The sequence below is a fragment of the Acinetobacter lactucae genome, assembly GCF_013344765.1.
In the GTDB taxonomy this organism is placed as follows: Bacteria; Pseudomonadota; Gammaproteobacteria; order Pseudomonadales; family Moraxellaceae; genus Acinetobacter; species Acinetobacter lactucae_A.
The window spans coordinates 1-11,236 of sequence record NZ_JABVBF010000116.1 but is presented as its reverse complement, the minus strand read 5'-3'; the positions used below and the strand labels follow the sequence as shown (position 1 = coordinate 11,236).

Below are 11,236 nucleotides of genomic sequence, written 5' to 3'. Positions count from 1 at the left end.
CTTTTAAATTAATGTTTCGAAGCTAACATTTTTAAGTAAATATCTGCTCGTTGCGCATGACCAAAGCACCAATCTTCTGCGCTATTTTGCACAATCACAAACATGACATCTTGTTCTGGAACATCAAAATTCTGTTTAAGCTGTGCCGTAACATGCAGCATTAAATCTGATTTTTGTTGCGCCGTTCGGGGCTTGCCTGAGGTGATATAAAGTAAGATGAATTTTTCAGTACGTGCTGTTTTAACCCAATAATCAGGATCAACATATATATTGCCTTGAGCTAAATGCTCAAAGAAATGAAAGCAATCATTTGGAGGAGTATCAAAATAACTTTCCATACAAGTCTGTACAATTTTCGATATTTGAGCTTTTTCATGATCTGTATATGCATAACTGGTTGTAAAGCGAATCATGGGCATGACCATATCTCCTCTGGCATATGTTCAAGCGCTGAAATAGCGGTGGGCAGTCCTGCATAGAAAGCAAGGTGGGTAATCACTTCAATAATTTGTTCTTTCGTGATGCCTTCAGTTAAGGCATTTTTATATGCCATTCGAGCTGTGAATAACGCCCTTGCAAAATGAGTGCCGAGATCGTAATAAGACAACGTGTTTGAGTATCAAGCATCTGTCTTTGCCAGATATCTGCAAATAAATAGTCTTTGCCGAACTCATAAAGCTTGGGCGAAATCATTTCCAAATTATGAATATCAATTTTCCTAAACATCTTAAAACTCTGCGTCGGGGGATGTTGTTGCTAATATGGCAGTTTGGTATAGTTAAAAAAATCAAAATTTTTCCAACTAATAATTCGGTTTTTATGAATGATTATGCCAAACTTCCGACCAATCTTGATTTAGATGCCTTACGTTCATTTGTTAAAGGAATCGAGCTAGGCAGTTTTTATTTGGCTGCTCAAAACTTATGTCGCTCTCCGGCTGCGATTAGTGCTCAATTAAAAAAATTAGAGCAGCAGACTGGCTGCCAATTATTAAGAAAAAACGGAAGATTGTTGGAGTTAACACCGAGCGGTGAATTATTATTTAGTCATGCGAAAAGTGTGTTGGCAATGAATGATAGGGTACTTTTACAACTTCACCAGACTCAAGCGACAGGGATTATTCGATTTGGATTACAAGAAGATTTTGCTGAAGGTACGTTACAACAATTAATTGCTCAGTTCATGTTGCAATATCCTAAAGTGCAGTTTCAAATTCAGGTTGACCGAAATTTTAATTTATTAGAAAAAGTACAAAAACAAGAGCTGGATTTGGCTCTCATCTGGCAACAAGATGAAGCCCGTGAAAATTTTTATGAATTGCAGAATGTAGAAACAGAGTGGTTATTTTGTTCTCATCCACACATCCAGCAGACTCTTGAAACTGGATCTTCGATTCCATTGGTTGTATTACAGCAGCCTTGTATTCTAAGACAAATGGCAATTCAGGCGCTTGAAGAGAAGGACTTGGAGTGGCACATTGCCTATGAGTGCAATTCTGTACAGGCTTTGTGGCCCGCGATACGTGCTGGTATAGGAATAAGTTTGAGATCATTATTTCAAATACCTTCAGATATCAAAATTTTAAACAGTGCTGAATTACCTCAACTTAAATCTTTATCATTTGGTCTTTATTCCAATTCAAAATTAGAATCTGGTTATATTGTTCAGCAATTTCAAAAATATATTGAACACAACCTTCAGTAAATCTTTTATCTATAAAAAAGGGGAAGAGCAAAAAGGCTAGATGATAATCTTCAATGTGAGTCTTTATTTCATGTTAATTAGTCGTGAGTTCATTTGGATATGTCATAAATCCTGATGAACACACACTAAAATTGAAAGGCTTATTCTAGTTATCTAGGTGCATAAGATACGTTTTGAAGAAGTTAAATAACTCATCAAATTGAACTTCACCTAAATCCTCGCCATTTTGTAAACGTATTCGCACACAAGATTGTTGCATTTCTTGCTCACCGATAATGATTAGGTAAGGCACTTTCTGTAGCGTATTTTCACGAATTTTATAGTTCAATTTCGTTTGACTTAAATCTAAGGTTGCCCTGAAGCCATATTGTTTAAGCAATTGCTGGACCTGTTGAGCATAAACATGTTGCGCATCTGTGATAGGTAAAATTGCGATTTGAACTGGTGCAAGCAAAAATGGAAAATGTCCCATATAGTGTTCGATCAGAATCCCAATAAAACGTTCTAGGGAACCAAATAAAGCCCGATGCAACATCACAGGACGTTGTTTTTGATTGTTTTCATCAATGTAATGAATATCAAAACGTTCTGGTAAATTTAAATCAACCTGAATCGTACCGCATTGCCATTCACGACCGATTGCATCTTTTAACGTAAATTCAAGTTTAGGGCCATAAAATGCACCTTCACCAATATTTAAAGTGTAAGAGATATCAAGCTGTTCGAGAGATTGTTTTAGCGTATTTTCTAAGAAATCCCAGATTTCTTCTGTACCTACACGATGGTCTGGTCGTGTGGATAATTTGATCGAGACATCATTAAAACCAAATTGTTGATAAATTTTATAAATGAGGGAAATTGTATCTTTACACTCTGATAAAAGTTGGTTTTCTGTACAAAAAATATGAGCATCATCTTGGGTAAAATGTCGAACACGCATTAATCCATGTAAAGAACCCGATGGTTCATAGCGATGGACTTTACCAAATTCTGCCATGCGTAAGGGTAAGTCCCGATAGCTTCTCAATTTGTGTGCATATAAACATACTGAACCAGGACAACTCATTGGTTTAAGTGCATATACTCGATGATCTTCGGTTTGGGTGATAAACATATTTTGGCGATAATTTTGCCAATGTCCCGAAATTTCCCACAGCTCACGATCCATAACATCAGGTGTATTAACCTCGATATAGCCAGCATCGTCTTGTTGTTGTCGTAAGTAGTCGGTTAAAAGCTGAAATAATTTCCAGCCTTTAGCATGCCAGAAAACTGCCCCAGGTGCTTTATCATCAAAATGTAGTAGGTCAAGTTGTTGTGCCAGTTTGCGATGGTCTCTTTTGGCAGCTTCTTCCTGTTGTTTAAGATAATATTTTAATTGTTTTTGTTCTGCCCAACACGTTAAATAAATTCGCTGCAACATTGGTTGATTGGCATCGCCTTGCCAATAAGCCCCTGAAATATTGGTGATTTTAAAATTTTCCAGTAATGCAGAATTACTAACCAGTGGATAAAAATAAACATCTGAAAAATTTTGTTGTTTAACAAGGTAAAAATTTGTTTTATCAGGGATTTTTTGTAAAACTTGCAGTTTGAATTTTTGGTGTTGGAACTGATGAATGGCGTGTTGCTTGCTGATGATCTGAGTATGGATTTCAACATTCTGTTGTACCCATTCATTCATTTTTAATTCAATTTTTTGTATATCTTCGGGGTTAAAATGTGGGGTGTCAGCAAAATCAAAATACAGTCCATGTTCAGTAATTTGATATTCTACTGATTGAGCTAAAGGATATAATTGTTGTACGGCTTGTGCCAGTAAATAGGCATAGGAATGACGCAAGATATTGAGTGTAGTTACATCATTTAGATGAAGTAATTCGATATGGCAATCATCTGTAATCAGATGATTGAAATCAACATAGTGTTGGTCAACTTTAGCTAGAAAAGCTTTTTTATAGCCGTGTGGTTTATGATGCGCTAAAATTTCTGCAATCGACAATGGTTGTGGCAATTCAAGCTGATATGATGTGCCAAGTAAAACAAGTTGAATATTCATAAAAAACAATCTAAATCAATAAATTAAAAAGCTAGCGGTCAATCTCTAAGGCGTGTCCCTTACAATTCAGAAAAAGCTGTTGCTGATGCCATGCTAGTTGTCCGGAAATGATGGTGCTATCAACCAGATAGCGGAAAGTTTTATTCTGGAACGGTGTCCAGTTACATCGCATAAAATTCTGTTGTTCAGAAACAGATTGTTGATTCTGATTTTCCCTTATCAAGACCAAATCTGCCCAATAACCCTCACGGATATAACCGCGCTCTTTGATGAGAAATAAATCGGCAACCTGATGTGAAGTTTTCTGTACCAATGTTTCAATCGAGAGCTGTTGGTCTGCAACGAGCTCCATTAAGGCAGGTAAGGCATGTTGTACTAAAGGCAAACCTGATGGGGCATTAAAATATGATTGCTGTTTTTCTTGCCATGTGTGCGGTGCGTGATCTGTACCGATAATATCCAGACGATTGCTGTGAGCTATAGCTTCAATCAACGCCTGTTTATCACTGGCGGTTTTAATAGCAGGGTTACATTTAATCAGGTGCCCTAAATCAGAATAATCTCCATCATCAAAACTTAAATGATGAATACAAACTTCAGCAGTAATATGTTTTTTATCCAAAGGTAGATTCTTAAATAAGCACAACTCTTTGGCGGTAGTGATATGTAAAACGTGTAATTGCGTACCGTATTTTTCTGCTAGGGAAACAGCTAAACGTGAGCTCTCAAAACAAGCTTGTTTATCTCGGATTTTTGGATGAAAAATCGCAGGGATATCTTCACCATATTTTTGGCGATACTTTTGTTCAAGCTGTTTGATACGTGGTGTATATTCACAATGCGTGAGTAAAATAGTGGGAACATTTGCAAATAAGCGTTCCAGCACCTGTGGGTCATCAACTAGCATATTACCTGTTGATGCTCCCATAAAGACCTTTACGCCACTGACTGATTTAGGATCAAGCTGTTCAATAATCTCTAAATTATCGGCACTTACACCAAAGTGAAAAGCATAGTTTGTCATGCTATGTTTAGCGGCAATTTCTTTTTTTTGCTCTAAAGCTGTTAAATCAAGAGTCGGTGGATTGGTATTTGGCATATCCATCACACTGGTAATGCCACCCACAGCCGCTGCCATCGATTCAGATTCAAAACTCCCTTTAGGTGGTGAACCTGGATCACGGAAATGTACTTGATCGTCAATCATGCCAGGAACAAGCCATGCACCATTTGCCTCTATTGACTTGGCATTGTGGATTCCTGTGATGCTCGGCTGGATTTTGCTGATTCGTCCTTGCTGAATAAGTACATCTCCAATCTGGCAATGTCCCTCATTCACGATATTGGCATTGCGAATAATCAGATCGGGTAACTGTCTAAAATTCATTTTGTAATGCCTTATAACCCTGTACCAACTCAATATTGGTATTCACTACACTTTCGGAAAATTCACTTATAGAAATATTGATCGGTGGGTACTGGCTTAAGTCAGTTTGAGCATTAATATAGCTCATCGCAGGTACATAAAATGATGCTGGTAAATCGCGACCATCAACCACTGCATTATGGCGGACGGCACTATGATCACCCACTTTACAATTGAATAAGACACTGTTAAATCCAACGAATACGTGGTTACCAATCACACAAGGACCATGGATAATTGAACGATGGGCAATAGATGAATTATGTCCAATCGTAACCTGAGCACCTGCCTTTGAATGAATGACAACACCATCTTGAATGTTTGAGTTTTTACCGATGATGATGGGTTGCATTTCGCCGTTTTCATCTACTTCATCCGCACGGATGACTGCATAAGGACCAACAAATACATTGGCCTCAATGATGACTTTGCCACAAATAATCGCGGTTTGATCAATATAAGCAGATTGGTCAATAACAGGGAGATGCCCAGATGGATTTTTACGAATCATAGCCTTACCTATTTAAATCATGGGTTGAGTTAGAATTGTGGCGTGATTACCTACTAAACCAATATAAAAACAGTTGGGACGATAGGTATGGCATGCTGCCCCAGACTGTTCCACTAAAAACAAAATACTGTCACCGTCACAATCTAGTCGGGCTTCAACCAGTTTTTGACGATGTCCAGAACTTTCGCCTTTACGCCACAGACATTGACGGGAACGTGACCAATAACAGACTTGTTTGGTTGTTAATGTTTCTAGCAAAGCATCACGATTGATCCAGGCCAGCATCAGTACATCTTTAGTTTTAATATCTTGTGCTATTGCTGTAATTAAACCGTCTGGATTCCATGGAATGGCCTCAATCACTGTGGCAAAGTCATAAGACTGTCCTAGTTTCCCTTGTTCCATTTGCATGAAGATAGATTGATTTACCATCGCCATGAGCCTTGCGCAACTGCATCATGTGCATGCAAACTTTCCGCATGAATGACTTTAAAATGAAAACCTGAGATATAAGGATAACCCTCAAATGCTGCAAACAAACGGCGTAAGGCATCCTCACAGAACATCAGGTTTTGGCCATTTGCCAAGGCAAAAGCTTGCTCATCCATGCGCTTTACAGCGGTCTGCACAGGTGTTGCCAGTGCCTGTTCAGCATGATTGATTAATGCCATAAAAGGGATTGAGTCTAAATTTTTAGCTAACTTAAATTTCAGTTGAGCAAAACTTCTTTGGCTGTGAGGGGTTGCAACAATCGCATCAGTTGTACCAAGCCAAGCAACAATGTCATCCATTTTTGTGATATCTAATTGTTGGGAGTGAACAGCTTTCTGAAAACTTTTTTGGATCAGGTCACGTGCCAGTGCCGCAGAACACGGACATGTAGAAGAATAAGGAATTTCCAGTGTCAGCTCTGCCTGAAAAGATTGTTGTTTTAATTCACATGACAAGCTAAATGGATAGCTTTTCCATCCTGATAACTGGCTAATTAAAGCCGGTCGCTCTATTTGAAGTTCACTTTGAATATCGATACGAGCATGTTTGGAAAGTTGCTGATGGCTAAATAGAAAATCTTGCAAGGCCTGTTGCAGATGATTTAAGGTCAAATCTCGAGCTGAGCTTAAGTTTAACAGACGGGTATAGAGTCGCGACATATGAATGCCCTTAGCATTCGGATCGTCTAGGCTTACATAGGCATTCACCTGGCTTGAACACAAGGTATTATGCAGATACAAAGGTAAAGCAATATTTTCCATACCCACCCAATCAAGAGGGTAGGTATTTATTTGTAGAAATGGCTCAGATGAGATATCTGGTAGTTGAGAGGCATTCATATTGGGATGTAAGTATTAAATGTTATGTTATAACATAACATTTAATGAGTGTTGTTTCTAGTACAACATGAACTGGAGTTAATGATTGATTGACTTTAATCTGATGTTTGGGTGTTTTTACAATATCCAAATAAGATTAGGGAATGTCCAGTTAACGTAAAATGATGTTTTTCTGCAATATCTAGCAGTATTTTCTCAATTTCCTCATTTTTAAATTCAATAATTTGGTTTGTTTCTCGGCAGACTAAATGATCATGATTCGTTTCTTGTTTCATTTCAAATATGGCGTGATTATGATCAAAGTTATGGCGCTGTATAATGCCTGCCATTTCAAACTGGGTTAAAACACGATAAACCGTAGCTAAACCGACATCTTCACCTTGTTCTAAAAGTTTTTTATAAATCTCTTCAGCACTTAAATGGTGAGGAATTGAATTTTCCAATATTTGTAATATTTTGAGTCGGGGCAGGGTGACCTTCAATCCTGCTTTTCTAAGATCTTGATTGTTAATAGTCATATGTATAAACCTTTCATTCTTGCGTCATTGTTGATCGCATTTTCCAAGTTGTTTGGGTTGGTGTGTCCTCTAATACGATGCCTTTCTCAAGTAGCTGTTGTCGAATTCGATCTGCTAAAGCATATTGTTTATTAGCCCGTGCTGTATCTCGTGCCAAAATTGCTTGATGGATCTCTAATTTGGAAATGCGAACACTCTGTCCAATAGTTGATTGTTTTAATATTTTTTTTGGATCTAGTTGAAAAATATTTAGAATATTGCCAATCCAAAGAAGTAATTTGTAGTTTGCAACAACTTGTTGTTGGTTATTCTCTTTTATGGCTATATTCAGTTGCTTTAATAGATCAAAACAAACGACTAATGCTTCGGGCGTATTAAAATCATCGTTCATCGCTTGATTAAATCTGACAAGGGCTGAGTGACTCGAATATTCAAATTGCTCCAAGCTTTTACTTGAGTTAATAAAAGGCTGTGCACGATAAAAGGCTTGGTAGAAGCGTAATAGTGTTTTCTTTGTATCCATCATAATACGATCAGAAAAATCGATAGGATTACGATAATGAGAACCGATCATTAGTAAGCGTATAACTTCAGGATGATAGGATTTGAGTAAATCACGAATGGAGAGAAAATTACCTAATGATTTTGACATTTTCTCTCCATTTACATTAATGAAGCCTGTGTGTAACCAGTAATTTACATATTTTTTTCCAGTTGCCGCTTCACTTTGTGCAATCTCATTTTCATGATGTGGGAATAGTAAATCCCCACCACCACCATGAATATCGAAATGATTACCCAAATGACACATCGACATAGCTGAACATTCAATATGCCAACCAGGTCGACCATTCCCCCAAGGTGATTTCCACGTAGGTTCATCAGGTTTAGAAGCCTTCCACAGTACAAAGTCAAATGGATGATGCTTTTCTGCTTCTAAGCATACACGTTGGCTTGCACCTACTTGCATATCTTCTAATTTCCGACCTGATAATCGGCCATAGTTAGGATAGCTCTCAACAGAAAAATAAATATCACCATTTGATGTTTGGTAGGCATGTTTTTTCTTGAGTAAGGCTTGAATGAGATGCTGAATATTTTCAATAGCATCAGTTGCTTTAGGCTCAGCATCGGGAGAAACGCATCCTAATGTATGAAAATCTTCATGCATCGCACGAATATAGCGATCCGTTAATTCGCCGATAGATTCATTATTTTCTTGGGCCCTCTGAATAATTTTGTCATCAATATCGGTAATATTGCGAATATATTTTACTTTCCAGCCTTGTGATCTTAAAAAGCGAACAATAAAGTCAAATGCAATCATGGTTCGGGCATGTCCAATATGACAATAATCATAAACAGTGATCCCACAAACATAGAGTTTGATTTCGTTTGCTACGATAGGCTTAAACTGCTCTTTGGATCGAGTTTCAGCGTTATAAATATACAAATCGGACATCTTTTTTCCCAATTAATGCTCTATAAAGTGCAAGTCAGAATTAAATAGAAAAAGTAACCTTCTTCTTTTAAGTTGAGAGTCAGAAAAACTTTTCAATATTATAGTTATGTTATAACATAACATTAAAGGGGGCAATCTTATTAAAATTGCAAATTAAGCATTCAAAAAATAGAGATTGAAATAAATGATGATGAAGAATTTTTTAATTATAAGTTTAGTTTTCTTTCTTTCTGCCTGTACCCAGAAACACACAGGGGAATGGATTTACCCTTTTAATGCCTCTGTACAACATACGGCACCAAGCCATAAATCTGTACATTCGAATCAATTATATTCAAAAACTGTTCCTATAGCTTATTGGCATTGGCTTTCACAACCTTCACATAAAGTCCAAGCTGCCCGTTACCAAGCATTTTTAAAACAGCATAATTTACTGGGTATTATTCCTGAATTTGAGTTATTTCAAACAGCAAGAGATTGGCAAAGTTGTGGTGCGTCGGAATATGAAATACCACCTCAGGAAATTTGGAACAATATTGTTCCTACACTTACCATTTTAAAGAAGTTGGTTGAGGCCAAGGTGATTGATGATTTTACAGTCACTTCTGTTTATCGAAACTATAATTTGAACCGTTGCTCGAGAGGTGTCGATTCTTCGCGGCATGTTTTTAATGCAGCACTCGATTTTCGAATTGGTTCTGAGCAGCCGTCATCAGAAGAACTCTGGGTAATCCAGCAAACAAAAAATAAATTGTGTCAATTTTGGGCTGAAAATGGTGAAGCTTTAAATATGGGGCTCGGGGTATATGCTTCTGGACAAATTCATATTGATAGTGTCGGATATCGCACATGGGGACCAGATCATCATCGAATGTCGTCACCTTGTGTCACTCAGCTCTTGTCTAATTAAAATAATGAAGAGAAAGTAGATGAATGAATTAAAACTTAGCACTGCACAACTAAAAGTCTTATCTATTTTGCAAAATGAGCAGAAAGCAATGAGTGCTTATGCCTTATTAGAAAGGGCAAAATCTTTTGGGCTACAATCTCCAGTACAAATTTATCGTATTTTGAACAAACTATCAGGGCATGGGTTGATTCTTAAACTTGATACATTGAATAAATATTTAGCGTATGAGTTAAAAAATAAAAAAACCTGTTTGCTCGTCACAATTTGTACAGATTGTCAGGCAGTAGAGATCATTGATTCACCTCAGCTTGCTCTCGTGATTGAACAGTCTATTCTTCTTCAAAACTTTAACTCTAGACATCAATATGTAGAGCTTGCTGGTCAATGTGCTTTGTGTTTTTCCAAACATAATAGTCATTTATTAACATAAAAGTGAGAAAGCCAATGGATCTTTCTTTATCCACCCCACTTAAATTACCCGTAATTATGAAGCTTCTGAATTTGGTAAGGTGGATTTAGATAAAGTTTTTGTGAATCGTAAAAGACGAGCATTTTACTCATGACGCTTCTTTTATTTTTTCTAATCAAGAGTTTGCAGGTTTTTGGTATGGATATGAATGAATCTATTCTATTCAATAATTTTATGCTGGCTTACTAAGTGATCATTAATATTTTTAAACGATACAAAATTTATTTCTTCACATACATATAGGTTTAGATATGACTATGAGCTTTCAGGCTTTAAATATTGCAATTTTAACTGTGTCAGATACGAGGACCATTGAGAATGATAAATCAGGTGACTATCTAGAAACTGCGGTACATCAGGCAGGGCATCAAGTTTTATCTCGTCAAATTTGCCTAGACGATCGTTATCAAATTCGGTCTTTGGTCAGTCAATGGATTACAGATGCTCAGATATCGGTTATTCTTATTACTGGTGGAACTGGTTTCTATGAACGTGATGTTACTCCGGAAGCAGTATCAGTATTGTTTGATAAATTTATAGATGGATTTGGAGAAGTATTTAGAGCTATATCACTGTCAGAGATTGGCATGGCAACGATTCAGTCACGAGCATTGGCAGGAATAGCAAATCATACAGGTATTTTCTGTTTACCTGGATCAACTAATGCTTGTAAAACAGCTTGGGAAATGATTTTAAAAAATCAATTAGATGCAACAACAAAACCGTGTAATTTTGTTGAGCATTTCTATAAACAATAAATGTTTACTAAATAGCCCATTGTGGCAGAAGTGTGTATTTTACAGAAAAAGTCTGATGTGAGATGTGAATTTCAAGCTATATCAATTC

General features: G+C 37.0%; 12 protein-coding genes and 1 pseudogene. 4 read left to right on the top strand and 9 right to left on the bottom strand.

The features are described from left to right. Positions 1-8: 8 nt before the first annotated feature. Together HUN22_RS12040 and HUN22_RS18380 are read right to left on the bottom strand one after the other, a co-directional pair. Positions 9-419 (bottom strand): tautomerase family protein, encoded by a 411-nt coding sequence (locus HUN22_RS12040; protein ID WP_174729628.1) that lies wholly within the window; start codon positions 417-419, stop codon positions 9-11. Next, positions 410-627 (bottom strand): annotated as a pseudogene (locus HUN22_RS18380) (carboxymuconolactone decarboxylase family protein). Before HUN22_RS18380 ends, HUN22_RS12040 begins: the two are co-directional and overlap by 10 nt. Positions 628-819: 192 nt before the next feature. Between HUN22_RS18380 and HUN22_RS12030 the strand changes: the two are divergent. Beyond that, the gene (locus tag HUN22_RS12030; RefSeq protein WP_174729625.1) at positions 820-1,704 is read left to right on the top strand and encodes a LysR substrate-binding domain-containing protein; all 885 of its coding nucleotides are present in this window, start codon (positions 820-822) and stop codon (positions 1,702-1,704) included. A 145-nt stretch (positions 1,705-1,849) separates the two neighbouring features. Here HUN22_RS12030 and thrS read toward each other — a convergent pair whose 3' ends face one another. From thrS to cysS, 7 genes are all read right to left on the bottom strand, one after another. Beyond that, entirely contained in the window at positions 1,850-3,763 is a 1,914-nt protein-coding gene (thrS, locus tag HUN22_RS12025) for a threonine--tRNA ligase (RefSeq protein WP_174729622.1), read from the bottom strand. Positions 3,764-3,794: 31 nt separating this feature from the next. Continuing rightward, the gene (locus tag HUN22_RS12020; protein ID WP_174729619.1) at positions 3,795-5,150 is read right to left on the bottom strand and encodes a dihydroorotase; all 1,356 of its coding nucleotides are present in this window, start codon (positions 5,148-5,150) and stop codon (positions 3,795-3,797) included. Continuing rightward, positions 5,140-5,700, bottom strand: coding sequence for a carbonate dehydratase (locus tag HUN22_RS12015; RefSeq protein WP_174729616.1), 561 nt, complete (start codon positions 5,698-5,700; stop codon positions 5,140-5,142). The genes HUN22_RS12020 and HUN22_RS12015 overlap by 11 nt, the downstream gene beginning before the upstream one ends. A 12-nt stretch (positions 5,701-5,712) precedes the next feature. Beyond that, the gene (gene hisI, locus HUN22_RS12010) at positions 5,713-6,132 is read right to left on the bottom strand and encodes a phosphoribosyl-AMP cyclohydrolase (RefSeq protein ID WP_086399743.1); all 420 of its coding nucleotides are present in this window, start codon (positions 6,130-6,132) and stop codon (positions 5,713-5,715) included. After that, positions 6,126-7,031, bottom strand: a complete 906-nt coding sequence (gene folE2 / locus HUN22_RS12005) for a GTP cyclohydrolase FolE2 (protein WP_086399744.1) — start codon at positions 7,029-7,031, stop codon at positions 6,126-6,128. The genes hisI and folE2 overlap by 7 nt, the downstream gene beginning before the upstream one ends. 95 nt (positions 7,032-7,126) lie before the next feature. Beyond that, positions 7,127-7,549 (bottom strand): ferric iron uptake transcriptional regulator, encoded by a 423-nt coding sequence (fur, locus tag HUN22_RS12000; RefSeq protein WP_086399745.1) that lies wholly within the window; start codon positions 7,547-7,549, stop codon positions 7,127-7,129. Positions 7,550-7,562: 13 nt separating this feature from the next. After that, a complete protein-coding gene (gene cysS / locus HUN22_RS11995) occupies positions 7,563-9,011 on the bottom strand; it encodes a cysteine--tRNA ligase (protein ID WP_174729613.1) in 1,449 nt (482 codons plus the stop codon). Between the two features lie 190 nt (positions 9,012-9,201). Between cysS and HUN22_RS11990 the strand changes: the two genes are divergently transcribed. From HUN22_RS11990 to moaB, 3 genes are all read left to right on the top strand, one after another. Further along, positions 9,202-9,921, top strand: coding sequence for a D-Ala-D-Ala carboxypeptidase family metallohydrolase (locus HUN22_RS11990; RefSeq protein ID WP_174729631.1), 720 nt, complete (start codon positions 9,202-9,204; stop codon positions 9,919-9,921). Between the two features lie 19 nt (positions 9,922-9,940). Beyond that, positions 9,941-10,351, top strand: a complete 411-nt coding sequence (locus HUN22_RS11985; RefSeq protein ID WP_174729610.1) for a Fur family transcriptional regulator — start codon at positions 9,941-9,943, stop codon at positions 10,349-10,351. A 296-nt stretch (positions 10,352-10,647) separates the two neighbouring features. Beyond that, positions 10,648-11,148: a molybdenum cofactor biosynthesis protein B gene (gene moaB / locus HUN22_RS11980; protein ID WP_217488157.1), complete on the top strand. Its 501-nt coding sequence runs from the start codon at positions 10,648-10,650 to the stop codon at positions 11,146-11,148. The last annotated feature ends 88 nt before the right edge of the window (positions 11,149-11,236 follow it).